The 26,568-nt window shown below is 34.0% G+C and carries 32 protein-coding genes and 1 tRNA gene; 19 read left to right on the top strand and 14 right to left on the bottom strand.

Going from position 1 to position 26,568, the window contains the following annotated elements; genetic code table 11:
- Nucleotides 1-359 precede the first annotated feature (359 nt).
- The 5 genes from NSED_RS11005 (at nt 360) to NSED_RS07365 (ending at nt 3,366) form a co-directional block, all read left to right on the top strand.
- Nucleotides 360-491, top strand: coding sequence for a hypothetical protein (locus NSED_RS11005; RefSeq protein WP_016940233.1), 132 nt, complete (start codon nt 360-362; stop codon nt 489-491).
- Complete coding sequence (locus NSED_RS11000; RefSeq protein WP_014965632.1) at nt 491-613, top strand: hypothetical protein; 123 nt, start codon at nt 491-493, stop codon at nt 611-613. The genes NSED_RS11005 and NSED_RS11000 overlap by 1 nt, the downstream gene beginning before the upstream one ends.
- Before the next feature lie 267 nt (nt 614-880).
- Complete coding sequence (locus NSED_RS07375) at nt 881-1,810, top strand: transcription initiation factor IIB (RefSeq protein ID WP_014965631.1); 930 nt, start codon at nt 881-883, stop codon at nt 1,808-1,810.
- A 16-nt stretch (nt 1,811-1,826) separates the two neighbouring features.
- A complete protein-coding gene (locus NSED_RS07370) occupies nt 1,827-2,129 on the top strand; it encodes a hypothetical protein (protein ID WP_014965630.1) in 303 nt (100 codons plus the stop codon).
- A gap of 322 nt (nt 2,130-2,451) precedes the next feature.
- Entirely contained in the window at nt 2,452-3,366 is a 915-nt protein-coding gene (locus tag NSED_RS07365; RefSeq protein WP_157861916.1) for a hypothetical protein, read from the top strand.
- Nucleotides 3,367-3,425: 59 nt separating this feature from the next.
- On the opposite strand, the gene NSED_RS07360 is transcribed toward NSED_RS07365, so the two are convergent.
- The 4 genes from NSED_RS07360 to NSED_RS07345 form a co-directional block, all read right to left on the bottom strand.
- Nucleotides 3,426-3,540 (bottom strand) — tRNA-Met (locus NSED_RS07360).
- A gap of 37 nt (nt 3,541-3,577) precedes the next feature.
- Nucleotides 3,578-5,245: a DNA topoisomerase I gene (locus tag NSED_RS07355; protein ID WP_014965628.1), complete on the bottom strand. Its 1,668-nt coding sequence runs from the start codon at nt 5,243-5,245 to the stop codon at nt 3,578-3,580.
- Nucleotides 5,246-5,318: 73 nt separating this feature from the next.
- Nucleotides 5,319-6,149 (bottom strand): SDR family oxidoreductase, encoded by an 831-nt coding sequence (locus NSED_RS07350; RefSeq protein ID WP_014965627.1) that lies wholly within the window; start codon nt 6,147-6,149, stop codon nt 5,319-5,321.
- Nucleotides 6,150-6,191: 42 nt separating this feature from the next.
- Nucleotides 6,192-8,702 carry a DEAD/DEAH box helicase gene (locus tag NSED_RS07345; RefSeq protein ID WP_014965626.1) on the bottom strand — a complete coding sequence of 837 codons (2,511 nt, stop codon included), beginning with the start codon at nt 8,700-8,702 and terminating at the stop codon, nt 6,192-6,194.
- 55 nt (nt 8,703-8,757) lie between these two features.
- Here NSED_RS07345 and NSED_RS07340 point away from each other — a divergent pair, with 55 nt between their 5' ends.
- Nucleotides 8,758-9,573 (top strand): DNA-methyltransferase, encoded by an 816-nt coding sequence (locus NSED_RS07340; RefSeq protein WP_016940234.1) that lies wholly within the window; start codon nt 8,758-8,760, stop codon nt 9,571-9,573.
- Here NSED_RS07340 and NSED_RS07335 read toward each other — a convergent pair whose 3' ends face one another.
- Nucleotides 9,574-9,921, bottom strand: a complete 348-nt coding sequence (locus tag NSED_RS07335) for a Sec-independent protein translocase subunit TatA/TatB (RefSeq protein ID WP_014965624.1) — start codon at nt 9,919-9,921, stop codon at nt 9,574-9,576.
- 128 nt (nt 9,922-10,049) lie between these two features.
- On the opposite strand from NSED_RS07335, the gene NSED_RS07330 reads away from it, so the two are divergent.
- Nucleotides 10,050-10,364 (top strand): P-II family nitrogen regulator, encoded by a 315-nt coding sequence (locus NSED_RS07330; RefSeq protein WP_014965623.1) that lies wholly within the window; start codon nt 10,050-10,052, stop codon nt 10,362-10,364.
- Here NSED_RS07330 and NSED_RS07325 read toward each other — a convergent pair.
- From NSED_RS07325 to NSED_RS07315, 3 genes are all read right to left on the bottom strand, one after another.
- The gene (locus NSED_RS07325) at nt 10,361-11,515 is read right to left on the bottom strand and encodes an MFS transporter (RefSeq protein ID WP_014965622.1); all 1,155 of its coding nucleotides are present in this window, start codon (nt 11,513-11,515) and stop codon (nt 10,361-10,363) included. The genes NSED_RS07330 and NSED_RS07325 overlap by 4 nt on opposite strands.
- Entirely contained in the window at nt 11,512-12,171 is a 660-nt protein-coding gene (locus NSED_RS07320) for a class I SAM-dependent methyltransferase (protein WP_237737683.1), read from the bottom strand. The genes NSED_RS07325 and NSED_RS07320 overlap by 4 nt, the downstream gene beginning before the upstream one ends.
- Nucleotides 12,172-12,253: 82 nt before the next feature.
- Entirely contained in the window at nt 12,254-12,976 is a 723-nt protein-coding gene (locus tag NSED_RS07315) for an archaeal proteasome endopeptidase complex subunit alpha (protein WP_014965620.1), read from the bottom strand.
- 111 nt (nt 12,977-13,087) lie between these two features.
- Here NSED_RS07315 and NSED_RS07310 point away from each other — a divergent pair, with 111 nt between their 5' ends.
- Complete coding sequence (locus NSED_RS07310; RefSeq protein WP_016940235.1) at nt 13,088-13,471, top strand: ArsR/SmtB family transcription factor; 384 nt, start codon at nt 13,088-13,090, stop codon at nt 13,469-13,471.
- Nucleotides 13,472-13,543: 72 nt separating this feature from the next.
- Nucleotides 13,544-14,818 carry a Glu/Leu/Phe/Val family dehydrogenase gene (locus tag NSED_RS07305; RefSeq protein ID WP_014965618.1) on the top strand — a complete coding sequence of 425 codons (1,275 nt, stop codon included), beginning with the start codon at nt 13,544-13,546 and terminating at the stop codon, nt 14,816-14,818.
- A 2-nt stretch (nt 14,819-14,820) separates the two neighbouring features.
- Here NSED_RS07305 and NSED_RS07300 read toward each other — a convergent pair whose 3' ends face one another.
- Nucleotides 14,821-15,198 carry a toprim domain-containing protein gene (locus NSED_RS07300; RefSeq protein ID WP_016940236.1) on the bottom strand — a complete coding sequence of 126 codons (378 nt, stop codon included), beginning with the start codon at nt 15,196-15,198 and terminating at the stop codon, nt 14,821-14,823.
- 83 nt (nt 15,199-15,281) lie between these two features.
- Here NSED_RS07300 and NSED_RS10565 point away from each other — a divergent pair, with 83 nt between their 5' ends.
- Genes NSED_RS10565 through NSED_RS07285 form a run of 4 tightly spaced genes read left to right on the top strand, consistent with a single transcriptional unit; the run spans nt 15,282 to nt 19,068 of the window.
- Entirely contained in the window at nt 15,282-15,422 is a 141-nt protein-coding gene (locus NSED_RS10565) for a hypothetical protein (RefSeq protein ID WP_014965616.1), read from the top strand.
- Nucleotides 15,423-15,426: 4 nt separating this feature from the next.
- On the top strand, nt 15,427-16,110 hold the full coding sequence (locus NSED_RS07295; RefSeq protein WP_014965615.1) for a type 1 glutamine amidotransferase: 684 nt from the start codon (nt 15,427-15,429) through the stop codon (nt 16,108-16,110).
- Nucleotides 16,111-16,152: 42 nt separating this feature from the next.
- Entirely contained in the window at nt 16,153-18,270 is a 2,118-nt protein-coding gene (locus NSED_RS07290; RefSeq protein WP_014965614.1) for a 3-hydroxypropionate--CoA ligase, read from the top strand.
- A gap of 36 nt (nt 18,271-18,306) precedes the next feature.
- Nucleotides 18,307-19,068, top strand: coding sequence for an enoyl-CoA hydratase/isomerase family protein (locus tag NSED_RS07285; protein ID WP_014965613.1), 762 nt, complete (start codon nt 18,307-18,309; stop codon nt 19,066-19,068).
- Nucleotides 19,069-19,106: 38 nt separating this feature from the next.
- On the opposite strand, the gene NSED_RS07280 is transcribed toward NSED_RS07285, so the two are convergent.
- Nucleotides 19,107-19,631: a cupredoxin domain-containing protein gene (locus tag NSED_RS07280; protein ID WP_014965612.1), complete on the bottom strand. Its 525-nt coding sequence runs from the start codon at nt 19,629-19,631 to the stop codon at nt 19,107-19,109.
- Nucleotides 19,632-19,899: 268 nt separating this feature from the next.
- Between NSED_RS07280 and NSED_RS07275 the strand changes: the two genes are divergently transcribed.
- The 6 genes from NSED_RS07275 to NSED_RS07250 all read left to right on the top strand — a co-directional run bounded on the left by NSED_RS07275 (nt 19,900) and on the right by NSED_RS07250 (nt 23,747).
- Nucleotides 19,900-20,241 carry a helix-turn-helix domain-containing protein gene (locus tag NSED_RS07275; RefSeq protein ID WP_014965611.1) on the top strand — a complete coding sequence of 114 codons (342 nt, stop codon included), beginning with the start codon at nt 19,900-19,902 and terminating at the stop codon, nt 20,239-20,241.
- A 31-nt stretch (nt 20,242-20,272) separates the two neighbouring features.
- Nucleotides 20,273-20,869: a hypothetical protein gene (locus NSED_RS07270; protein ID WP_026090089.1), complete on the top strand. Its 597-nt coding sequence runs from the start codon at nt 20,273-20,275 to the stop codon at nt 20,867-20,869.
- A gap of 45 nt (nt 20,870-20,914) precedes the next feature.
- Complete coding sequence (locus tag NSED_RS07265) at nt 20,915-21,316, top strand: CBS domain-containing protein (protein ID WP_014965609.1); 402 nt, start codon at nt 20,915-20,917, stop codon at nt 21,314-21,316.
- Between the two features lie 92 nt (nt 21,317-21,408).
- A complete protein-coding gene (gene erpA / locus NSED_RS07260) occupies nt 21,409-21,759 on the top strand; it encodes an iron-sulfur cluster insertion protein ErpA (RefSeq protein WP_014965608.1) in 351 nt (116 codons plus the stop codon).
- 156 nt (nt 21,760-21,915) lie between these two features.
- Nucleotides 21,916-23,058 carry a DNA primase DnaG gene (gene dnaG / locus NSED_RS07255; protein WP_014965607.1) on the top strand — a complete coding sequence of 381 codons (1,143 nt, stop codon included), beginning with the start codon at nt 21,916-21,918 and terminating at the stop codon, nt 23,056-23,058.
- A 5-nt stretch (nt 23,059-23,063) separates the two neighbouring features.
- Nucleotides 23,064-23,747: a DUF120 domain-containing protein gene (locus NSED_RS07250; RefSeq protein ID WP_014965606.1), complete on the top strand. Its 684-nt coding sequence runs from the start codon at nt 23,064-23,066 to the stop codon at nt 23,745-23,747.
- Here NSED_RS07250 and NSED_RS07245 read toward each other — a convergent pair.
- From NSED_RS07245 to NSED_RS07235, 4 genes are read right to left on the bottom strand one after another with little or no spacing between them, the layout of a single operon-like run.
- Nucleotides 23,744-24,361 carry an FAD synthase family protein gene (locus tag NSED_RS07245; RefSeq protein ID WP_014965605.1) on the bottom strand — a complete coding sequence of 206 codons (618 nt, stop codon included), beginning with the start codon at nt 24,359-24,361 and terminating at the stop codon, nt 23,744-23,746. The genes NSED_RS07250 and NSED_RS07245 overlap by 4 nt on opposite strands.
- A gap of 44 nt (nt 24,362-24,405) precedes the next feature.
- The gene (locus NSED_RS10785; protein ID WP_014965604.1) at nt 24,406-24,633 is read right to left on the bottom strand and encodes a DUF357 domain-containing protein; all 228 of its coding nucleotides are present in this window, start codon (nt 24,631-24,633) and stop codon (nt 24,406-24,408) included.
- Nucleotides 24,633-25,442: a diphthine synthase gene (gene dph5, locus NSED_RS07240; RefSeq protein WP_014965603.1), complete on the bottom strand. Its 810-nt coding sequence runs from the start codon at nt 25,440-25,442 to the stop codon at nt 24,633-24,635. Before dph5 ends, NSED_RS10785 begins: the two co-directional genes overlap by 1 nt.
- Nucleotides 25,442-26,566, bottom strand: a complete 1,125-nt coding sequence (locus tag NSED_RS07235; protein ID WP_014965602.1) for a M20/M25/M40 family metallo-hydrolase — start codon at nt 26,564-26,566, stop codon at nt 25,442-25,444. Before NSED_RS07235 ends, dph5 begins: the two co-directional genes overlap by 1 nt.
- Nucleotides 26,567-26,568: the final 2 nt, after the last annotated feature.

Here is a 26,568-nt window from a genome sequence, read left to right as displayed (position 1 = left end):
GTAAAAGATGGGGAGGTGTGTTAATCCTATTTGTCTGATTTAGTAGAGTCTTCTTTCTTTGGCTCTTCTTTTTTGTCATCGTTTGCAACGATAATTGTTGGGTTTGTTTCTTTTGTCATGACTATATAGATAGTTATGATCAATATATACTTGCGCACTCATCTTTATAGTTAAATAAAAATATCTATAGAAAATCAGGCGTAAAATGGAAAAATTACGCGGGTATAAATCAAGGAGGATTATATTAAAAACATGTTCGAAAAAATAATTAAAAAACTGAAATTTGGTTCTTGTAAAACCAAAATGGCAGGCGATGTTAATGCATCCAAAGAATTTGAAAAGAAAGATGATTCAACGAAATGAAATACAATTGTAAAGATTGCAGTTTTCAATGGGAAGGAACAGTAGATACTTTTGAAAAAGTTCGTGAACATGAAAAAACTCATTCAAACAATATTCAATCAAAGACAGTAGGAATGAAAACAAAATAATGTCTACTAGATGTAAGGTTTGCAATACTTCAAAGAATGCTCAAGAGATTAGTGATGACAAATGGGAATGTAAAACATGTGGCAATACACTTGATGAACAAGGTCATGTAATTGCGTCATAAATGATTCAACGTTCATTGAAATTTTATATGTATGATCATTAGGGTATACTAATTTTACTCCTCTTTAATACAAAGAACAACATAACATAAGTGATGAGAATAACCTCTTGTAGAAAATGTGGTAGGAAAATGGATGTATTCCAAAATTGTCCTGAATGTAAAAAGCCCATTGAGTTTATTTGCCACAATTGTAATCTAAATACAGAAAAGGAAATTCATACCTATTGCATCATTGAAAAAATACCATTGACGGCTTAGGTAAAATTATTGACCACAATACAGATAATTAAAAAAACAAAGCTATTTTGTGATTATTGCCATGCTTCAAAATTTGTAACTGATCAAATCACTGGTGAAATCATTTGCTCAAGTTGCGGATTCGTTATTTCAGAAAATGCCGAAGATAGAGGATTGGAGCGCAGACTGATTTCAAATACGTCTGATACTGCTAGAACAGGTCCTGGACTGACACTCAAAATGCATGACAAGGGATTGAATACGCGAATAGGAGTGCAAAATAAGGATTCGGTTGGAAAACCACTTTCAGCGAAAACAACCCAGATGTTTGGCAGATTGCGAAAATGGGATAGTAGATCACAGACAAAAAACTCTGCAGAGAAGAATCTCAGATTTGCCCTCATAGAATTTGACAAAGTACAATCAAAATTAGGCCTATCAGATACCGTAGTTGAACGAGCATCTCTTTTTTACAGAAAGGCAATAGAGAGAAACCTTATTCGAGGCAGAACTGTGAAATCTATTGCAGCAGCGTGCTTGTATGCTTCATGTCGAGATTTAGAACACCATAGAACTCTAACGGAAATCGCAATTCAATTTGTAATCAAAAGAAAAGAGATTGCGCGAGCATACCGAATATTGTTTAGAGAATTAGGATTTACTGTATCTGTAGTTGATCCAATAAAATCGATTAATAAAATTGCAAGTAAGATAGGCTCATCTGAAAAAGTAATTCGTAAAGCAACACAAATTTTGACTGCAGCCCAAGATGCAGAAATTATTGCTGGTAAAAATCCAGAGATCATGGCAGCTGCCGCAATTTATGCAGCATGTGTAATTACAGGAGAATTAAAATCTCAAATAGAAATTGCAGAAGCTGCAAACACTAGCACGGTTTCTATAAGAAATAGAATACAGGAATTTAAAACAAAATTAGATTTGTTTTCTACAATGATTTAATTCGGATTTAAAAGAAATGGAAAACCTCTCTAGAGATAATGGATCAAGCATTTCAAAAGATAATGAATTCAAGATACAACTATCAACAGAGGATATTAACAGAATAGATGAAGAGATTAGAGGGATAAACAATAGTTCAAACCGCATTGAAAAGTCAAATGAAGAAAAAAACAAACCTGTAATAATTAACATTGAAAAAAATCAAAATATGGTCAATGGCTTACGTTTACTTAATGTATGTACTAATTGTAAAAACGAGTTCATCCCAAAAAATAGCATGATTAATGAAAAAGTATGCAAATCCTGTTTAGAAAATTAATACAATAAAAAGAGAATAAGAATCGTAATATTTTATACAGTACTAGGGGTTTTCTTTTTCATCCGTATTTGCCCATTAATTTCGTGACATTTACAATCAGATGCCTTTGTCTTGTAATTGTGAATGTCGATCCTATTTTTGTTTATAAACAAAATTTGAATTCAAAGACATTTCTTAGTTAAAACAACTAAAAATATGTTTTTTATAGAATTTTATGCTATCATACATTATACATATGATTATGATTAGAATTTTTCAGAAATATAAAACACAATTTATTTTCTTCTCCATTATTTGTTTTTCATTATACGTAGTAGCAAACTTGAGTATTCTTGATAATGCATATTCTCAAATGAATGATGACACACTATATTCTATTTATGCAAAAAGTAAATTATCTGATTCTGAAGATTATGACATACATTTGAAATTTATGATTGTCGATAATTCAGTCTCTGTGATTTCAGATACTATTAATTTTAATAATAATAATTACCACATTTCTTCTTGGGATACTAGATACAACGCTGAAAAAAATATTATTGTTTTAAAAGGAACAGGTACTCAAGGAAAATACGTCGATGCAAGAGTTCTTTTCGTTGTTTCATATGAATATTATTACCCTTCTCCAAAATTTTCTATTACTGGAGTATTTTCTTATCATGATGGACTTGTACTAATAAAAACAGACGCAAAAACCTTACTATCCAAAAAAATTAAAACCAATATTGTTTCTGATTTAGATAAAAATGAAGAACCGATCGAAATCAAACATAATGATAATTTAAAAATAGTGGCAGATCATTCTTTAAGAGTTACAAGAGGATATTTTTATGATCTTACTATGAGAGTATATAATGCAAATGAATATGATAAAATTTTTAATATTTTATCTCCTTATTTACAAAACTGGGGATATGTTAAAGATGCAAAATTAACAATTGAAATATTACATCAAAATAAAACAATAGAGAAATTTAATAAAACTACAAATCAATTTGGATACTCAAATTTGCAATATTATGTCCCGACTGATTTCTTACCTGGTGAATACACTACAAAAATTTCTTCAAATTATGGTGATAAAATTAATAAAATATTTTTTGTGTTAAGGGGAGATGAAACTTCAGAAGATACATTAAATTCTAATCTTGGAAACCCTGATCCTCCTGGAAAAAAATTTGAATACTTTGACTCGTTCGATATTTGTAGACATGAAGTTGATTCTATTTCTTGAAACATGAGTGGTACTTTATGACCTTGTATTAGATGTGGGGTATCAAACTAATTTGTGTGTGCCGGGGGCGAGTTTCGAACTCGCGACCTCCAGATTATGAGTATTGCCTTAGTTGGAGAACCGTTAGAGTTTACCAAATTAACTGGCACTCTAACCAGGCTGAGCTACCCCGGCATGTTATTATGCTAAAAATTTGGGAAATTAAATGATTCTAATTTCCCTTTAAATCCTGCCAAGATACATTCTCATTTTTTACCCAGAGGAATTTCTTTTGTAACGCTGATGTATACAATTTCTCCCATTCTGCTCCTACTTCGTCAGTCCATGCTTTGAAAACACGAGGATCTATGTAGTTTCTTAATGATGTTCCAATGTTGTAATCTTTGGTTTTTTCAGATAAATCGATTTGTAACTCTAATTTTTCTAATCTTTCTTTGTGTTTTGATTTTTGTTTTTTAATTTGCTCGTTTAATGTCTTGATTCTTTTTGCTTTGGTTTTCTTTTGTGCATCCGTTTTAGGTTCACTTGCTTCAACTTTTTTGAGAGTCTCTTGAGTTTTCTTCCATGCTTGCTCTTTTTCAACTTTTTTCAAAGTATCTCTTTTCTTTTGTAATGACTGCTCAAACGTCTTAGGAATTGTTCTTTTATGGTTACACATCATAGCAGCTTCAAGATTTGCCAATTTTGCATGGTATAGTTTCTCTGTAGCTGTTTTGCCTTTCATGTTATCATGCTCAACAAGATAGTTTTTGACAACAGTTGTTGCAAGGTATGTTCTGAATACCTTGGCAGTCAAGCCCTTTACTATGCTAGAATAATACTGATTGACATGTCTTGAAGTTATGTCGTCAAAAATTTCATCTTTTGGTTTTTTCTTCTCTACTAGTTTCTTGAGATTTTCATGAAATTGCTTATCATGTCCTTCTGCAACCACTGTCTCTTGCCATCTGACACTGTCTTTTCCTAGAAAATCAAATTCAATAGCGTTGGGAGTAATTTTGATATGCTCTTTTCTCAGAGTTGTGGCACCTACGGTATCTGCCTCTTCTGGATCTTTTTCGTCTCCTACCCTCATAGCAGTTCTATAAATCAAATAACAGGCAGTGGCAATTCTGCTAATTTTAGGATCTTTACTTTTCATATCTTTGACAATTCTGTCTTTAATCTTGTTAATTTCCTTGGCAAGCTTTACTGCTTTTTCATATTTTTCTTTGTCTCTATCTTGTTTTAATCCCGCAGTATCTGCAAGCCATACGTATTTTCTTTTTTGTGTCAGAAAATCCATCCAGCTTGCTAGCCACATTGAATTTTTATCATGAATTATCTTGCCCCATTTGCCTTCTGGTACTTTTGCCTCTTTTCCAAGGTTTAGGGTTACGTCCTTTGCAGTAACTCGAGGCTTCCACCTACCTCTTAGTGGATGTTCCCCCCTCCCGATAAAAATTCCAGGTGGTTCTGCCATATAATTTCCAACTTCTACTTCTTTGCCATCCATGATGGCAATACCAAATTTCTCTTTTAGTTTTTCTCGCAATTCTTTTCTTTTTGCTGCAAGGGATTTCTTTTCTTCTTTAGTCATCATCTCTTTGAGGTCTTTTTCCTTGTCAACTATTTTGTAAGCATTTGAAAAATCAATATCTTCATATGAAATTTTTTTAAATTTTGAATCTAGTGTTTTAGCAAAATCTGCAGTAAAATTCTTCTGAAAAACTTTGTCTTGGACATATGGTGTATCTTTCTTTTTTGCCCACTGGTACACCATTTCTTCTTGGTTGAGATCAAGATTTACAGGCTCTCCTTTGATCTTTATCTTGATTCCTTGAGCCTCATATGCAGGAGGGAACAGGATTCCATTATGTTGTAGAGTTTTCCATTTCATATCATTTCAAAATTGCGGACTTTGATGAAAACTCTACTTTATCTGTATATCAATTTAGCGTACAAGTACGATGTCAGCTAGGAAATATCTCTTTACTCAGATATTTCTCAAATTCTAGGTCTGTTTTCATCTTTTTTGCCTCCATAAACATGGCCGCATCAGTACCTACCACATATCGTGGTAGCATTTCATCATCATGAATTGCCTTCATTACAACATCTGCAACCTGTGATGGTGGGGTACCCATTTCTACCATCATTTTCAATCCTGCCAAAATATTGTCAGTCAACTCTTTGTATTTAGGATCTGCCTTTGATTCTGGAACTTTCATTGAATTGAAAAAGTTTGTTTTGATAACACCTGGCTCAATAAGTGTGGTTTTAATTCCAAACTGTCCAAGCTCATATCTTAAACATTCGCCCAAGCCTTCCAATGCAAATTTTGAGCTAATGTAAGCTGGGGAACCTGGTAGCCCCATTCGTCCTGCAACGGAGCTAATGTTGATAATGCTTCCTGAACCCTGTTTTCTCATGATTGGTGCAACTTCTTGTATGATTCTTACAACACTGAAGAAATTTGTCTCAAACTGTCTTCTAAAATCATCAACTGTTACATCTTCTGTACATCCAAACTGTCCATACCCTGCATTGTTAACTAGTACATCTAGTCTTCCACATTCTGCAACAATTTTTTTGATTGCAGAAACAATTGATTCTTCTTTATCTACATCTAACTCAATTACTTTGATAGAAAGATTCTCTTTTTTTGCAGCATGCTCTAGTTCTCCAGCTTTTTCAGTATGTCTCATACTGGCAAATGTATGATATCCATCTCTTGCCAATGATAGCGCTGTCTCCAAACCAATCCCTGATGAACTGCCAGTTACTAGAGCTACTTTTTCCATATTGATTCAATATTTTTGTCATATTTATCCCATTTTGATTTGTTATACTAGAGGTTTATCTCCTTCAACAGGATCTGTCAGCTCCGTTTTTTCTCCTGAATTAATTCTCTCTAAAATTTCCAATGCTGAATATTTGTGTAGATACTCGTTGTTGTTGCCACATCTGTAGGAGAACGTGCATCTGGGACATCCTGATTCGTTTTTACAAGGACATTCCTTTACTATGAACATGCTACGTTCTAGGGCTTTCTCAAATCTGTCATAGAGGGCTTTGCTTGCACCACTCCCACCGATTGCCCCATCATAGATGAAAATCAAGCCTGATGCACCCAATGATATACCTCCCAAATCTTGTGATACTCCACCTGTAATCATATTACTGCCTTCTATTACAACATGTTCTGTTGCATGATATCCACTGGCTTCTGTATATTCCTCATCTTCTGATTCTTCAATCACTTTGAGAGGTCTGGGTGCATGAAATACAATTCCCTTTGTAACAAAATCATATTCTAAAGGAGCATCTAGTTGAACTTTTTCACCTTGAGTTATCTCTTGCCCTAATTCGATATTGACATAACCGTATACTTTTTTTTCTATGTGCAATTTACAGAATGCAACTTCAATACCATTTGCATTTCTTCTCTCAAAAACTGTTTCAATAGTTGGCCATTCCTCTGTTAATGATTTTGTATAGTATGGATAGTCTCTTGGAATTCGCTCTAGTTTTGCATAGTTGTTTTTTGGATAATCAAATTCTTTTACTTTGTAACGTACACCTGCTAGAAAATAGATTGCATCTTTATGTAGTTCTTCTAATGCAATTGGCAACACTCTGTCGCCCACTTTTTTTCCATCAAGAAAAATATCAATTGATTTTCCAATCCCTCTAATGCTATAGTCATTTAACATGGAATTAATTTTATCAAAATTTGGAATGATCCTATTGTTAAACTCCTTTAAATTCTCATTAATGATGTGTTGTTCAATAATTTCTTGATGTTCTTTTAGTTCGTGTTTTGATATGGGTCTATCACATGCCATGGCCAATACTTGGAATTCTTCAACAAATGGGTTCTTGGGATCGATGTATATTTTTTCAATGTCTTCAAAATAGTCCTCTGGATGATTTTTGTAGTATTGTGATATTGGATCATTTCCTAATGCCAAAAATGCATATCCTCTTTGACCTTTTCTTGCGGCTCTTCCTATTCTTTGGATTAGTCTGTTTACTGGAATGGTAGATGATATTACACAGTCAACATTGCCCACATCTATGCCTAATTCAAGCGTAGGAGTGCATGATATTGCTTGTAAATTCCCTTCTTTGAATTGCCTCTCAACTGATGCTCTGTAATTTGCCATCAATCCTGCCCTGTGAACTTTGATGTTCACTTTTTGTCTTTTTGCCTGTATTGCTAGTAATTCAGAATTTAGATGCGAATTATTAAAAATCATTGTCTTGTGATTTTTTTGAGTTAGTTTCTTTGTCAATTCTACCATGAGTGCCCTCTGTGTTCGAAGTGATGGAAATAACATTGTAAAATCTGTCTGCCCTTTTTTACCTGAACCCTGAATTTTTTGCATCTTTTCCCCGAACAACTTTTGACAGAATTCTTTTGCATCATCAAGTGTAGCTGAAGCTGCAACAAACTGTAATTTGTTAGTGCAAATTCTTTTGAGTCTTTTAATTATATAATGAACATTTGTTCCAAAAATCCCAGAGTATACATGAGCCTCATCTGTTACAAGAATCCTAGTTGATGCTAGTAATGATGAAAATTTTGTTTGGTGCCACATGTGATAATGCAGAACATCAAAATTTGTGATCAAAATATGAGGTGGGTTGTCTATTATTTCTCTGCGTTCTTCTAATTTTACATCTCCATCAAAGACCTTGACTTTGATACCTATTTTCTCTGCAAATTTTTGAATTTTTGGATGTTGGTCACGTGCTAATGCTTTAGTTGGATATACAAAGATTGCAAAGACATTGCCTTCGCTTGCATCTTTTTTTATTCTTTGAATAACTGGAATTAGAAATGCTTCTGTTTTTCCAGATGCAGTGGGTGCCTCAATTACGACATTTTCACCATATGTTATCTCCTCAATCGCATCTTGTTGAAATCTGTAAAATTTTTCTATATTCAGTTCTTTGAGGTGCTCTGTAATTGATTCATCCAGTCCCAAATCTTCTACTTTGCAGCCCATTTTAGGCTCAGGATTGCTCAAAACTTTGTATTGTGAGATATAGTCTTTTTTTGAATATAGTATTTCTTCTGTAATTTTATCTGGTTTGTTCTTTCCAATCATTTCCTTAATTTCACTTTCTCCCCTGACGATTCCCTCGTCTTTGAGTCCTTCAGACAGTCCTCTTTCTGTTACCAGTCCCTTGTCAAACCTTGAAAGAAATTCTAGAAATACCTCGTCTGGATTCTTTGAGAATTCTAAGAGATCCTCAATCCCGCATTTTTCACAAGATACGTGCATTTTTTTATTGAATGTTTTTTGAATTTCAATTTTTGACTTGCATTTAGGACATGAGAACTTCAAGATCTATTTGATAAGAAATGCTTGATGATTTATTGTTTAGTAGGCATTTTGGTCCATGACATTATTAAGCTGGAGTGAAGTTTTGAATTTAAAATTGAAAAAAATAGAAATCAACAAAATTTACAATCAAAATTGTATTGAAGGAATGAGTTTAATTCCTAAAAATAAAATTGATCTTGTCATCACTGATCCTCCATTTGCCATAAATTTCAAGGCTAAAAAGGCAAATTACAATCGAACATCATCTCGAGTACTCTCTGGATATAATGAAATCTTGCCTAAGGATTATTATGATTTTACATTTGCTTGGATGAGTGAAGTCTTTCGAATCTTAAAAGATTCTGGAAGCATGTATGTATTTTCAGGATGGAATAACCTCAAAGATATTTTACGTGCATTAGATGATGTTGGGTTTACTACCGTAAATCACGTAATCTGGAAATATCAATTCGGTGTTGTCACTAAAAAGAAATTTGTAACTTCTCATTACCACTGTCTTTATGTCTGCAAGGATGATAAGAAACGAAAATTTTTTCCATTTTCTAGGTTTGAAAAAGATGAAAAAACAGATGATGGACGCAGTCTTCATTATAAGGATAAGGAGGATGTTTGGAATATCAAAAGAGAATATTGGACCGGTGATGAAAAAACTCCTACAAAACTGCCTTCTGAAATAATTAAAAAACTGTTAGAATATTCAAGCGAAAAGAACGATGTTGTATTTGATCCATTTCTTGGTTCAGGTCAAGTTGCAGTAGTTAGCAAGTCTCTAAAAAGAAAATTTCTTGGTTTTGAAATAGTTCCAGAATATTATAAATTTGCTAAGAAACGACTTGATACTGATACGTATAGAATTAAAAAATCAAAATAACTATTCTTTTTTTTCAGGTTCTTCTTTTCTTTTTTGCCCCATCTTCAATGCAATGCTTTCCCTTAGTTCATCATCTGTTTTATCTCCAATTTTTACTCCTGCTGATTTTGCAATCATTTCTAACTTTTCTCGCTCTGTTTCTACAGGCCCTGAAATTTTGGGTGTTTCTTCTGTTGCTTCTTTAATTTGGTCTTGAATCTCATTTTTTGCTTTGTTGTATTCGTTAACTGCTTTCCCCATTTTTCTTGCAGCTCCTGGTAATTTCCCTGTACCTAAAATCAAAACAATTGCAACAAAAATTATGATCATCCATTCACTGCCGCCAATATTTAATGAATAATCAAACATGTCTTGATATTGTCTAATTTGAAATTAAACGTAATGTCTGTATTTGTGCCTGAATTAGTGACTTGCCATTGAATATCATTCATGAGAAGCACTTATTGATTTAAATAAATTCAGAGCTGAGAACTTTTATGAAAAAAATTGAGGCAATTGTTCCAGCAGGAACAAAAGATGCAGTAATCACTGCAATCAAAAAAGTCGGTGTTGGCGGTGTAACTGTTCATCAAGTTCAAGGACAAGGTGCACAAGATCCTCCTCTAGTTGGACAATATTTCAGTAGAGATATGATTATCTGTGTTGTAGATGATCCTAAATTAGATGAAGTAATAGATGCAATTGCAAATGTTGCTTGTACAGGAACTAAAGGTGACGGCAAAGTCTTTGTAACTGAAATAGTAGATGCACTTGATATTTGCACCAAAAAACGTGGAACAATGGATATCTAATTCAAGATTTTCTGTGGTTCTAGTTTCTTTCTAACACATATTGCAAATAATGCAACTACGAATCCTATAATACAAAAAACAAGATATGGTGTTTCATTTCCAAATGATTGTGTAATTGGTCCTCCTATGGTTGGCCCTATTGCCCAACCCATTCCAAAAACTGTTTCAAATGCACCAATAATTTTGCCTGAAATTTTCTTTCTAGTTTTACTCAAAATTATTTCCAGAGTTAATGGGAAAAATATACTAAATCCAAATCCCATTAGGACTAAAGCGATTCCAAATGTAATGATTGAATCTGCAACCATCGATATCGCCAACCCTGTTGAGACTGCAATAGTTCCTGCAATCAAAGTTTGACTTGTCTTTCTTGCTAACTTTCCTGCAAATGCAAGAGATACAACTCGTGATATTCCAAAAACAAAATACAATATCAAAATATCTGTTGCTGACATTCCACTATCATTGAGAAATGCTGGATAAATTGTGAGGATTATTCCAAAAGAAGAAGTGCCGAAAATTAGCAATATTATAACTTCGGGAAATCGCTTCATTTCCTTAATTGATGAAAATGTGAACCGTTCTTGATGTTTCTTTATGTTTTTCTTTGAGGCTAAAAGTGAAGAAATTATTGCAGCTGCGAGAATAAATGCGGCAATTTGGAATAAAATCCTATATGTTATATCAAACCCTTCAAGGAATGCTGTTCCGAGCAATGGTCCTACCATGAATCCAATTACAAAAAACATTGTAAACCATGAAATGTGTTTTACTCTGTTCTTTTCTGAACTTTCGTTTGAAATTATAGCCTCGCATGGGGGCCAAAAAAATGCATGTGCTATACCTGTCATAATTCTAAATCCCATAATTTCTGGAACTGACTGTGCAATCGATAGAAGATAAATTGATGCCGAATTTATTGCGGCACCCAATGTTAGTAAATATCCATTGTTAATTCTATCTAGTAAAATTCCTACAAACAATGGGATGAACATGTATGGAATAAAATTTGTTAATCCAATTAATCCCAGTTCAGAATATGTTGCACCTATGATATTTTTTGCAAATACTGGCAAAATTGGGCCATGTAATCCATATGAAATCCCTATGATAAAACCCGTGATGTTGACAAGAATGAGGACTCTATTCATTTGTATGCTGCAACCATTATTGCCCCACCCATAAGATCTTTCTCAAATTCTATTCTTGAGAATTTTTCTAAAATTAACTGTTCTAGTTTTTTGTTTTTGGGCCATCTTTTGTATGTTCCATACAGAGTACCGAACTTTAATCCTAATCTTCCACCTGCAACAAATGCAAGAATCGGTAAAATACATCTAAGATAAAATGAGACTCCTGCTCGGAAAAATACTTCATCAGGTTTTCCCAAATCTACTATTACAAATCTTCCACCTTTTTTTAATACTCTATGAATTTCAGATATTGCAATTCTCAAATTGATTGCATCTCTTAATGAATAGCCACATAATACTGCGTCAAATTCTTCATCTCTAAATGGAATATGTTCAAAAACACCATTTGCCATATCTAGAGTTTTTTCAAAGAATGTGCCTGTATTTTTTAACATGGGTACTAGAGGATCATAAAGTGTAATTGAGATGTTACCATCAGTTAATCTCATTGCAGTTTTTGACATGTTTCCAAAACCTGATCCTGCATCCAGGATTTTGTTGCCTGGAAGTACTCTTTGTGAAATTCCGCGAATTCGATGCTCCTTATCTTTGCCTAATGAAATTATAGAATTGACTTTGTCGTAAACTGGAATGATCTCTCGAAGTACTTCCATTACTTCTCCCCAATAACTTCCTAAACCCATAGTCTATCGTCTCAGTATCCTTGTTTGAATATCTTGCAAATCAAAATTTCAATTATGGAGCAAACTTTGATGCGTTTTGAGAATAATTTTGTAAATCAGATTCTGAAACTTTCTCAAAGATCTTTGCTTCAGATGTGATTTTTGCCATTTTTATGTGGCTTACTCCTTCTTTTGTTTCTGCCTTAAGATTAATTGCTGCTATTGCCAAAGCTGCAGCATCTTCCAAACTCAAATCATCATTGTAATGTTTTTCTAAAAATGCATTTACGTCATCAGCACCTGCACCTATTGCAACTGCTGCAAATTGAACATATGTTCCACTAGGATCTGTCACATAGATTGATTCTCCTTTTTGATCAATCCCTGCAATAATCATTGAAACACCATTAGGACGAACTCCTCCATACTGTGTAAATTGATGAGCTTGGTCTGCTAGGTGTTTGGCAACTGTTGCAACTTCAACTGATTCATCATATGTCATTCTATTTCCTTGTGAGAAGAATCTTGCACCATCTACTTGAACACGTGCATCTGGAATGTAACCTGCTGCAGCGACGCCAATATGATAATCAACTTGAAAAATTTTCTGTGTAACATTACTAGTTTGCAAAGTACGAGGCTTTTCCTCAACTGCCATGATCACTCCTTCTTTACTTTTGACACCAATAGCTAATGTGCCCCTCTTTACGGTCTCAATTGCATATTCGACTTGGTATATTCTACCATCTGGTGAATACATTGTAGGGGTCATATCATAACCACGCGATGCCATCATAATATCACGAGTTCATTCTCAGTCAATTTAAGGGTAATTATCTTGCCTGAATGTGGAAAAGATCTGGAAATAGGGTTTTAAGCAAAATTGACTTTACTTATCTCAGGGAAAATGACCAATCAATTATTAGAATTCAAAGAAATCATTAGATCAAGACAATCTTCAGAACAAAGAAAAACCGACAAACAGACTAGGAAACTCTTGCTATACTTATTCACAAGTACTAGAGGCGGCTTTACAAGATTACGAATAATCATTCATTTGTTAGATCAAGGGTATAATACACATCAACTAGCACAAAAACTCGAACTTGATTACAAAGCCGTTCAGCATCACATGAAAGTCCTTGAGAAAAATAATATGGTTTCAAAAATTGGTGAAAAATATGGTGCAATATTTTACTTGTCTAATTTCCTTGAAATTAACATTGGTGCACTTGATGAGGCCATTGACAAATTAGATAGAAAAATGAATAAGACAAAAATCTACATGTGATGTGGTTTCTAAATTAGCGATCTGAAAATTTGAACTAAAGTTAATATAATATGCACAATTTGAAAAATTATCTTGGTCAAAAACGATCCATTTGCAAATGCAACAAAACAAGTTAATGATGCATGCGATATTATTGGAATCAAAGACAAAGAATTACGTGAATATTTGGCAATGCCAAATAAAATGATGAGAGTTAAAATTCCAGTAAAAATGGATAATGGAAAAATTAGAGTTTTCACAGGTTTTAGAAGTCAACATAACAATGACAGAGGTCCATACAAAGGGGGCATTCGTTACTTTAATCCTGAAGGCGGAGTCGAATACATGGAACGCGAAGTCATGGCACTGTCTTCATGGATGACATGGAAATGTGCAATTGTAGATATTCCTCTTGGTGGTGGTAAAGGTGGAATCTATGTTAATCCAAAAACTGAGAAACTCAGCGATGGTGAAATGGAGAGACTAACACGTCAATTTGCATATAAAATTTCTGAAATTATTGGACCTGAAAAAGATATTCCAGCACCAGATGTTTACACCACTGGTAGAGAAATGACCCAAATTATGGATACATTTAGCAAATTAAACGGTAACAAATATTCCCCCGGTGTTATTACTGGAAAACCAATCTCTATGGGAGGCTCACTTGCAAGAAACGTTGCAACTGGTTTGGGAACAGCATACTGTGTAAGAGAAGCTGCTAAAGCATTGAAAATCAATCTTAAAACTTCAAAAGTTGTTCTACAAGGATTTGGAAATGCATCTACATTTGCAGGTATCTATTTGGAAAAGATGGGAGCCAAAGTAATTGGTGCAAGTGATTCTAAAGGTTCTATTTTATTTGAAAAAGGTGCCAAAGTTAGCAAACTCATGGAGTATAAAGAAAAAACTGGCTCTGTTGTTGGATTTCCTGGAAGTAAAAAAGTTTCAACTGAAGAATTACTTACTGCTAAATGTGATATTCTAGTTCCAGGTGCATTAGAGAATCAAATCACTGCAAAGATTGCAAATAACCTCAAATGCAAAATCATAGGAGAAGCTGCAAATGGTCCTACATTACCTGAAGCAGATCCCATTATTGCTAAAAAGAAAATTTTGGTTATTCCTGATATCTTGGCAAACTCTGGTGGTGTCTGTATATCTTACTTGGAGTGGGTACAAAATAACATGGGGTACTATTGGAGCTTTGATGAGGTTGCAAACAAGATGGAAAAAAATATCACAAAGGGATTCAAAGATGCATATGAACTCAGCAAAAAGCATAAAATTGACATGAGGAAGGCAACTATGGTATTAGCTGTAGAAAGAGTTCTTGAGGCCTTTAACCAAAAAGGCATATGGCCATAATCTTAGACTAGATAAGATTCGTAACTCACTAATTGCTCAATAAACATTATCTTTCCTTTTGTAATTATGCGTAATTTTCTTTTGAAGGAAAGATCTACTTTTGTCCTTCTTTGTAATAATTGAATTGTTTTTCCAGTCAACGTTCTACCTTTTTTGTCTCTGTCAAAAAGAATAATCAGTCTTTCATGTTTTGAAACAGAATCTGCAAAATCAATCATTCCTGTAAATCTATGAAATTCTAAAACTTTACCTGTAAAACCTAATTTTCTTAATGCAGTAGAATCTCGCTTCCCCTCTACAATCACCACTCCGTTTTCTATGGCATTTAATTCACATACAAATTTTTTTAGTTCAAGAATTTCTTGTTCAGATACTAACACTACATCCAATCTGGTTTAACATATTAAAATACATCACGTTGAAAACCAATAAATTAATTCACTAAGATGAATTACTGTATAAAATGAAAACTGAAACAGAAATTGCCGAATATAGAAAAAAGATTGAAGAAAAATTAGTAAAATCCGAATCAATGGATGCCATGAAATACTATCAGGGTGTTCTTAGATGTCTTGAGTGGGTAGTTACAGGACAAGACGTTTAGAAAAATGTCTAATGTATTACTTATACAAAATACACGGATTGAAGGTTCGGGATATCTTGGTGAACTTTTACAAAAAGATGGATTTGAAATTACATCTGTAAACGCAAAACATGAAAAACTTCCAGACAAAGACTTTTCGCTTGTTGTGATTTTAGGTGCACCTGAAAGTGCGAATGACGATTTACCCTATCTTCTAGCAGAACAACAACTTATCCGAAATTCTGTTGAAAAGGATACTCCTATACTTGGAATTTGTTTGGGGTCTCAATTAATTGCTAAAACGTTTGGTGCCAAAGTTTACGCTGGACCAAAAAAAGAAATCGGATTTTATAATGATTTGAAAACTAGTGGCAATTCTTTATTTTTTTCTGGCTTCAAAAATCCATTCACTGTATTTCATTGGCATGGAGATACCTTTGATTTACCCCAAGGTGCAATTCAATTAGCATCATCTGAGCATTATCCAAATCAGGCATTTCAATACAAGAGTGCAGTTGGTCTGCAATTTCATTTAGAAGTAAATGAAGATATGGTGAATTTGTGGCTTGATAATACAGAAGAAAAATTACAAAAAATACCCTACATCGATCCACAAAAAATTCGTTCAGATCTTGTTGAAAATATTCCAATTGTAAAATCAAATATGAATAATTTTTACAAAAATTTCAAATATGCATTTGACCTTTGACCAAAGTTTAATATAGTTAATTCTAATTTTATCGATAGAACGATGACTGCTGTCAAGAAAATTTTTGAAGAAATTATTCAAACAGATCATAAAGTCATCACTGAAGAATTATCAAAATCCATTCTTAAAACATATGGAGTTAAAGTTCCACCATATGCACTTGCTACTTCTGCTGAAGATGCAGTAAAGCAAGCAAAAAAAATTGGGTTCCCTCTTGTAATGAAAGTAGTATCTCCACAAATCTTACACAAGACTGATGTTGGTGGAGTTAAAGTTGGAATTGACAATGTCAACGATGTAAAAAAGACATTCAAAGATATGCATGGTCGTCTTTCAAAAAAGAAAGGAGTTGAAGTTAAAGGAATTCTTTTGGAAAAGATGGTTCCAAAAGGCATTGAGTTAATTGTAGGTATTCAAAATGATCCACAATTTGGTCCAATGATTATGGCTGGATTGGGAGGAGTTATGACCGAAGTCTTCAAGGATGTTGCATTTAGAATGCTACCTATTACAACATCTGATGCAAAATCAATGTTAAACGAACTGAAAGGCTCCAAACTCCTCAAAGGTTTCAGAGGAAGCGAACCTGTTGATCTTAACATGGTGGCAAAAATGTTAGTTCAAATTGGAAAATTAGGCGTAGAAAATGCAGATTACATCAACAGTATTGACTTTAACCCTGTGGTTGTTTATCCAAAATCCCACTTTGTAGTTGATGCAAAAATTATTCTAAATAATAAATTGAAAAAGAATTCAATTTCCAAAGCAAAACCCAACATAGAATCTATGGAGTCATTCTTTACTCCAAAGTCTGTTGCACTAGTTGGTGCATCTGCAACACCTGGAAAGATTGGTAATTCTGTACTAGATGCACTAGGAAAACAAGATTACAAAGGTAAAGTATATCCTATTAATCCTAAACAAAAAGAAATTCTTGGAATCAAATGCTATCCATCATTAGATGCAATTACTGCAAAGGTTGATCTGGTAGTTGTATGTGTTGATCTTTCAGCATGTGGAGAAATTATGAAGACCTGTGCAAAGAAAGGAATTCATAATGTTGTTATTGTTTCAGGTGGTGGTAAAGAACTTGGTGGTGACCGAGCAGCAATGGAAGCTGAAGTTAAAGCATTATCATTAAAACACAAAATTCGTGTAGTAGGTCCTAACTGTATTGGAATGTTCAATGCTGCAAATAGACTTGATTGTGCATTCCAAGGTCAAGAAAGAATGGTTCGTTCAAAATTAGGAAATGTTGCATTCTTCTCCCAAAGCGGAACTATGGGAATTAGTATGTTAGAAAGTGCAGATGTATTTGGTTTATCGAAAATGATTAGTTTTGGTAATCGTTCTGATGTTGATGAGGCAGACATGATATGGTATGCTGCAAATGATCCTCAAACCAAAGTGATTGGATTATACGTTGAAGGATTCGGTGATGGTAGAAAATTCATCAATACTGCTAAACGTGTAATGAAAGAGAAAAAGAAACCAATCGTAATTTGGAAGAGTGGAAGAACTGCTGCCGGTGCAAAACAAGCTGCATCACATACAGGCTCACTCGGAGGCTCAAATGCAATGATTATGGGTGCATTCAAGCAAGCAGGAATTATTTCAGTTGATAGTTATCAAGAACTAGTGGGAGTCTTAAAGGCACTTGCATGGCAACCAGCTGCAAAGGGCAATCGTGTTGCTATGACAAGTAATGGGGCTGGTCCAATGATTGGTGGAATTGATCAATTAGAAAGATTAGGTCTTACAATAGGAAAACTATCTCCACAAATTCTCAAAAAAATTAAGGCTCGTTTCCCACCTACTGTCCCAATCCATAACGGTAATCCTGCAGATGTTGGTGGTGGTGCAACTGCTGATGACTATAGATTTGTTATTGAACAATTTTTAGCTGAAAAAAATATTGATATTGCCATGCCTTGGTTTGTGTTCCAAGATGATCCTCTTGAAGAAACAATTGTTGGTTTTCTAGATGAATTGTCAAAGAAAAATAAGAAACCCATCCTTGCTGGTGGCAATGGAGGTCCATATACTGAAAAAATGATAAAATTAATTGAAAAACACAATGTTCCTGTTTATCAAGATCTCCGAACTTGGGTTGCAGCAGCTTCCGCATTGGCTCAATGGGGAAAAACACTCGGAAAATAGAGAACATTTAATTCCCATATCTCATGTCAAATTAACATGTCACTAGTTACCACATCTACTTCTGATGGCATTTGTACTGTCAAAATTAACAGACCGGACAAACTTAATGCTATGAATACTGATGTTGCAAAAGAACTAATCAAAACCTTTGAAGAACTAAACCATAATGATGACGTTAAAGTTATCATTTTGACTGGTGAGGGAGAAAAGGCGTTTTCTGCTGGTGCAGATATTGAATACATGTCTAAAATCTCTGCAGATGAATCCGTTGAATATGCAAAGACAGGTCAGCTTGTTACTGAAACTGTTGAATTGGTTAAACAACCAACCATTGCAGCAGTTAATGGTTTTGCACTAGGTGGAGGTTGTGAACTTGCAATGTCTTGTGATATTAGAATAGCAGCAGATACGGCTAGACTTGGTCAGCCAGAAGTAACAATTGGTATCCCTCCAGGATGGGGTGGTACTCAAAGATTAATGAGAATTGTGGGAATAGCAAAGGCAAAAGAACTTGTCTATACTGGTAAAATGGTCAAAGCAGAAGAAGCAAAAGAAATTGGTCTCGTAAACCAAGTAGTTCCACTTGCATCTTTACAAGAAGAAGCTTTGAAAATGGCACAACAAATAGCTGGAAACTCTACAATGGGTGTTCAGATGTCTAAAGTTGCAATCAACAAAGGAAGAAATGCGGATCTTGATACTGGACTTGCAATAGAACTTCTTGCTTGGAGAAACTGCTTTACTCATCCTGACAGAGAAGAGCGAATGACAGCATTTGTAAACAAGTCCAAGAAATAGCTATTTCTAATTTCTTTCTTATTTTATTATTTTTTGTTTTAAGAAACTGTAACTACTCCAACTCTCCAAGGATGGAATGAACAGAAGTAATTATACACACCTGATTTTTCAAATGTAAATTCAAATCTGTCACCTGTATTTAGTGGCGGACTGTTAAACAACTGTGTGACTTTTCCACTATCGCCCATACTTTGTATATTGTGAGGAACTGAATCGTCATTTACCCAAGTGACTGTGGTTCCTACTTCAATCTCCAGATTCAAGGGGGAGTAAAATCCTGCACCTGTAACATCAAAGTTCCCATTTGGAATAATGACTTGTGTATTTACAATCTGTGGGGCTGGCTCCGTAATACTATCTAACACAATGACCTTATTTTCTATTAAAAATTTTATCATATTGAGAAATTCCTCTTCCGAAATAATCCCTTCACCATACCACAATGCTGTATTTTTTACCCATTCTGGAACTGGTTCTGCGTTTGCAAAATTTATGGAAAATGAAATTAATAATATTGTTAACACTGAAACTGGAACGACTAATTTTCTTGATTTATTTTCCACACACTACGATGTTTTTTGTAAATTTAAATGATTATGTAGATTTTCAAATAGTTCTCTAAATATTTTATAAATTATTAAATAAAAATAAAAAAGTGGAGTTGTTCTTCTATGAACCTTCTTATGTGATTTAATGATGTAATTAGACATAATTTTTGAAAATTACGATCGTTGAGATCTTAAAATTATTTGATCTTGGCTCTGAAAATGTGTATACATTGTCTTGCAGTGTAAACTAATCTGTTATATTTAATTTTGAACCTATTTTTTCATGCAAGAATTAATTCAATCTCAAAAAATTATGGATGAAGATAGAAAGCAGGTCATTTTGGAAATACTTGCTGATAAATATTGCAAACTAATCCTGCATAACACTCTAGAAAAGCCAAAATCTGCAATGGAAATATCCAGTGAAAAAAAAATTCCTATTAGCACTGTATATAGAAGATTACAGACTCTATATGATGCCAAATTACTGGCTATTTCTGGCTCGATTAATCAGGATGGAAAGAAATACTTTCTATACAAGAGTAGGGTAAAATCCATTTCTCTAAAATGTGATTTAGAGGTCACGACTGTGGAATTGGTTCCAAATACTTCACACGCAAGTTAACTGTTGGAGATTTTTGTTTGAGCTAAAAATGATGGACGAAAATCTTACACCCAATAGACAAATTCATTCCCAAAAAAAAGAATCTACTCGAAGCATTACGTACAGACTACCAGAAAAACTCGTCTCTGAATTAGAAACTGAGTCTACACAAAGAGGAATTTCACAAAATGTATTGGTCAGACAAATTCTAGAAAAATATGTCCAATGGGATCGTTTTTCTAGTAAAATTGGAATGATTCCAGTTCCAAAGGGAATCCTTGAAGCATTGGGTGGAGAACTTGATGGAAAAGACATTGATGAAATAATCACTTTGATGTTTCCTATGATAAAGGACACTGTTTTGTTTATCAAAGGTGGATATGATTTGAAAAGATGTATTGAAACATTAGAAGATTACATGAGAGCATCTGGGATGAACTCTGATCATCGAGTAGAAGGCGATATGCATACGTTTTTGATTCAACATGATTTAGGTTTAAGGTGGTCTGTTTTTGCTGAACAATTGTTAACTCAAGTCTTTCGTAGTTTCTTACCTGAAAAAGAACTAAAATTCCAAACAACTGATACCACAGTACTTCTGTCAATTTCGTTGGGCTCTGATTTTAATGAACATGATTATCATAATTGAAATTCAATTTATCATTTGAAATATCTCTTTTCATAATATTTATCTATGACTTCACCTGATTCTGTTCAACAAAAAACTCTGGTAAAACAAATCATGAACAATTCTATTGTATCTGTTGATTCTTCTGTTACTGCTACAGATGCTGCAAAAATGATGGAAGATACTGGAATTGGAGCTGTTATAGTTTTGGAAAATAATTTGCCTGTTGGAATTGTAACTGATAGGGATTTTGCAATTAAAATCACTGCCCACTCCTATCCTATTGATACTCCTGTTAGAAGAATAATGTCTTCCCCTCTCATCTCAATTGATCCGGATTCTGATTTATGGATTGCATCTGACTTGATGTCTACTAGAAATGTAAAAAAATTACCTGTTATTGACGATGATAAGGTTGTTGGAATTTTAACATCTAGTGATTTAGTCAAACATATTGCTGATCACTAGAAATATTCATTGCATGTCCCACAATTTCCTGAATTACTAGTGTGTCTGGTGGGAAAAGCTTATTATAATTTGAATCGCCTTTTTTCTTTATAATGGCAACTGAGCAAACACAAAAAATGGTCACAGTTACCGCAAAAGCTGCTGAAAAAATCCAAGAATTTATGAAAGAAGAAGCAGAAGCCCCTGAATACCTTAGAGTATACGTTCAAGGTGGCGGTTGTTCCGGTCTATCATATGGAATGGGTTTTGAAAAAGCACCAGAAGAAGATGACATTGTCTTAGAAGAAAATGGCGTTAAACTTCTAGTTGATAGCTACAGCGTTGATCATTTACAAGGTGCAAACGTAGACTATATTGAAAGCCTGATGGGCTCTGGATTCAAAATTAACAATCCAAATGTTACAAAATCCTGTTCATGTGGTCACTCATTTAGCACTGAATAAACAATTTTCATTATTTTTCATTTTTAGTTTCTCTAGCGATTGCTATGATAAACATATTTTTTGAAATTTTTTATATTTTTAACATCATTTTTTGCGATACCCTCATATATCGCAGGTAAAAACCCCAATTATGATAATAAAGGAGATGAATAGTTTATGCCTCAATCAGGAATTGTCAAATATCACGTTAAACTTTCCTATGAAGTCGATGGACTCGTTGAAAGAGCAGATATAATCGGCGCCATCTTTGGCCAAACAGAAGGACTGTTAGGCCCAGAGATGAATCTGAATGAACTGCAACGAGTTTCTAAAGTAGGTCGCATTGAAGTTAATGCAAAATCTACATCCAACACTACAAGCGGTGATGCATTAATTCCAATGAGCACTGATATTGATACTTGTGCATTAATTGCAGCTGGTATTGAGAGTATTGACAAAGTAGGCCCATTTGATTGTAAATTCAAATTAGAAGCTATTGATGATGTTCGAGCTGCAAAGAAAGATGATATTGTAAGACGTGCAAAAGAAATTAAACAAAAATGGGCAACTAAAACTGTTAGTGAAGGTGAAAGCATGTTAAATGACGTTCACCAAGGTGATGCTAAAAAACTATCCACATATGGCCCATCAAAACTAACGTGTAGTTCAGGTCTTGCTGATTCTAATTGGGTTATTCTGGTTGAAGGAAGAGCCGATGTAATCAATCTTCTAAGAGCTGGATATGATAATGTTCTTGCAATTGAAGGTGCTAAAATTGATGAATCCATCAAAGAACTATGTAATTCTAAGGATACTGTTGTTGCCTTCCTTGATGGTGACAGATCTGGCGGATTCATTCTCAAAGAGCTCAAATCTCTTGTTAACTTAGACTATGCACTTCAAGCAGACACTGGTGTTGAGGTAGAAGAACTAACTCCACAAAGAATTGATGAAATCCTAAGACCTATTGCTGATGAGATTAAACAAGGAAAACCTGCACCTCAACTAAAAAGTGAAGATGACAAACCTATAGCCGAAATGGCCGCAAAAGTATTCCCAAATCTCAATGAAACTCTTGAAGCAATTGCATTAGATGGTGATCAAAATGAGATTTTCAAAGTTCCAATCAGTGAGGTTGTAAGCAAATTATCATCTCAATCAGGAATCAAATATCTTTTGTTGGATGGAATTATCACCCAGAGACTTTTAGAAGGTGCCAAAAATGCTGGTGTTGAATGTGTAATTGGACATAGAGTTGCAAAATTATCAAACTCTGAAGGAATGACACTAAAAACATTCGGTGACTTGGGTGTATCTTAGAATAGATGACTGAACTAAAAATTCAGCACATCCTAACTCTTTCATATTTACTCTCAAAAGGTGCAAAATACAACTATGTTTCTATTACGACGTCTTCGCTTGGTAAAAACATCAAAAAATCACAGCAATCTGCATCAAAACATCTTCTAGAATTGGAACAAAATCAATTCATTGAGCGAATAATCAATGGAAGGAATATTTCAGTCAAAATTACTCCAAAAGGATATTCTGAAATGGTTAAACTTTCTGCAACGTTACAAAAAAGCCTTGATTCTTCTCCCTCTCATGTTGAACTCAAAGGTACATTGGTTTCTGGAATGGGTGAAGGTGCATACTATATGGGATTAAAAGGCTATACAAAACAATTTGAATCAAAAATTGGCTATGTTCCATATCCTGGAACCCTTAATGTCAAACTAGATCAAAAAATTCATCAAGAAGCAATTAAGCAATTTGAAACTCTAGAGGGTGTCAAAATTAATAGCTTCTCAGATGGAAAAAGAACCTATGGGTGGGTCAAATGCTTTGCTGCAAAACTAAATAATTCTGCAAATTGTGAATTAATTATTTTAGAGCGTACACATCATGATGATTCTATTATAGAATTAATTTCGAAGACTTGTTTGAGAAAAATTGCTAAATTAAAGGATGGTTCAAAAGTATCAATTAAAATTCCAATAAACTCCTAAATTCCGTGAATGGATTCTCCGTATTCTTTTTGAATTTTAGAGCTTGAACTTTCAGGAATTGGGGACTGTAACCTTGCAACTTTTGCATCAAGCTCAATCTTCTTACATCCTTCTATGATGAATTTTTCTTGATGAACTTGATCATAACCTAATGCAATTATTTGTGGTTTGACGTGGTTTACTGTTTTGAAAATATCGTCTTCTTGACCGATTAAACATAGATCTACCATTGACAATGAATTTACCAATTCTTGTCTTTGTTCTTGTGCATGAAGGGGTCTTCTTTTTTTCATCTTTACTGCTGTATTATCAGTAGCCACCACCACCACCAAAACATCTCCTAATTTTTTTGCAGCATTTAATGTATGTATATGCCCTGGATGGATAATATCAAAAACTCCTCCTGCTAATACCACACATAATGAATTTCTTCCTATATCTGTGAGTGTTTTTCTATCATTATTTACTAATTGATTTTTTATCAATTCGTCAATTTTTGAATTAATCAAATCTTCAGAAAACATGGTCTTTTTCCTAATTACTTCAAATACCTCTTTTCCTTCAATTTGACATACATACATGATAGACAGGATGGCTTTTTCACTTTGTTTCAATATTTTTTCTATTTTTGACCCTCTCTTTAATTCATCGCTAAAATCTACATCTTTGGATCTAGGCCTTTTGCCAGCCTTAATGCATCAACAAGACCATCAGCATAACCGATACTCAATATTGCTACTTCATCTTGACCGTCTTCAAGAAATTTCTCTGCATCTTTGACATACAATTCAGCATTTTCCAAAATTACTTGGAATTCCTTTTGATCTTTGTATAATGGCTCTACCTCTTCAAGTGCTTCTCTTACCATTGGGACATATTTTTTCATCATTTGAACTGAAATTTTTTTGTTTTTTCTGTATTGTCAAATGGTTCATCAATACATTGACTGAATATTTTCAAGGCGTCTGATTCTGTAAAGTGTAATCTTCCTGGAATTATAACTGTGTGTGGTGGTTTACCAAAATCTGTTTTCTTCAAACTAGATATCTTACCTGAAATAATACGTTGATCTTTGAATCCTATCCTTGATGCAATTATGACATATGTTGACGGGCTAATCACATTTCTTATCTGTCCTTTTTCAGTTTCTAAAAGTCCATTTAGTGCATCCTTTGGATCTAAGAAAAAATCTTTATCTTGATTAAATTCTAAAAGAAGAACTGTGTGATTTCCTTCAATGATGTTTTTGTATATTACATAGTATGGAGTTGTTAGTGATTTCATCTCACTCATAATTGTTGCAATTCTTCCTACTTTGTAAAAATGCAAACCACATTCTCCTATCATTGAAGTAAGTGATGAAGATGCATGAATGGATTGTGTTTTGATTTTTTCTTCTATAGCTCTCGTTCTTAATTCAATGTGAGTTGTTGCAATGTATGGATCTCCATATGCTAATAGTGCTACCTTTTTTTTCTTTGCATTTTTTAAAATTTCATTACCGTCTTCAACTAGCCATCTTTTTGCTAGTTTGAATTCCCCTTTTGTGGCATTTTTGATCTTTGATAAATCTGATTTTCCAATTGGGCTGGTAAATTGCTCCAAATAAACAATATCTGCCTTTGATAAAACATCTAATGCCTCACTAGGAATTGATTTGAATCCAGAAATTCCTAAACCTACAAACCAGAGCATTACTTAATTTTTTTATCATGAAGTCTTTTTAAGTGCTGTAGTGTTTTCTTGAGAATTTCAATTCCTCTCAGATATTCATCAATTGAAACTTTTTCATCAATTGTATGTGCCTCATGTGGGTCTCCTGGACCGTATGTGACTACAGGAATACTCCATTGATTGCCTAAAACATTCATGTCTCCAGTACCTGTTTTTCTGATAAGAGTTGGCCTTGAATGCTCAACTTCCATAATGCCAAGGGTAAATGCTCTGACTAAAGGCGAAGTATGAGATGCCTCAAATGGCTCTGTTTCATCAAGAATTGAATAAAATGCTTCAACTTCTCTTTCTTGAGCAATTTCTTTTACAAGTGTTGCAATTTTCTGTTCTATAGTTTTACAATTCATATCTACAGGAATTCTAATATCAAATGTGGTCTCACAATCCTTTGGTGTTACATTGTGACTTGTCCCTCCTTTGATTTCTGTCATGGTAACTGTAAGTAACATTCCTTTAGTTCTACCATCCTGATTTGCTTCTAATCTGTCTTTTAGTTCTTTTACAAAAATCATAGATTCTTGAATTGCATTTTTTGAAAGCCATGGTGCACTTGCATGAGAACTGTCATCAACACTGATTTTGAGATTGATTGCCAGCCTTCCTTTGTATGCAATAGTGACTTGTTTAATTCCGCTTGGTTCGCCAAATACTGCATAATCGATACCTCTTTCTTTCTTTACGAGATTTTTAATTCCTGTTGCATTTCCTTCTTCATCTACAGCTCCAACAAAAAATACTGTGCCATTGTTGTTTTGAATTGATGCTGCAGCAAACAACATTGCCATAAGTGGTGCTTTAGCATCTGATGCACCTCTACCATACAATGCATCCCCTTCTTTTCTAACTTTGACTTTTCCTGGAACTACATCCATATGTCCACATAACATTATTTTTGGAGAACCTGAACCTTTCTTTGCTATTATGTTCCCTACTTCATCAATCTGAATATCTTCAAAACCTAAATCATCACATTTGTCTGCTAAGAATTCTGCCATTGGTTTTTCACTCAAAGAAGGTGTATACAGTCTGAGTGCTTTCTCTAACATCTTTACTGCAAATCTTGGTGTTACTGTAAAAGTGTCCATTC

It is taken from the genome of Candidatus Nitrosopumilus sediminis (genome assembly GCF_000299395.1).
Classification (GTDB): Archaea; Thermoproteota; Nitrososphaeria; order Nitrososphaerales; family Nitrosopumilaceae; genus Nitrosopumilus; species Nitrosopumilus sediminis.
The sequence above is the reverse complement of the archived record's forward strand: the minus strand, read 5'-3'. Positions and strand labels throughout refer to the sequence as shown.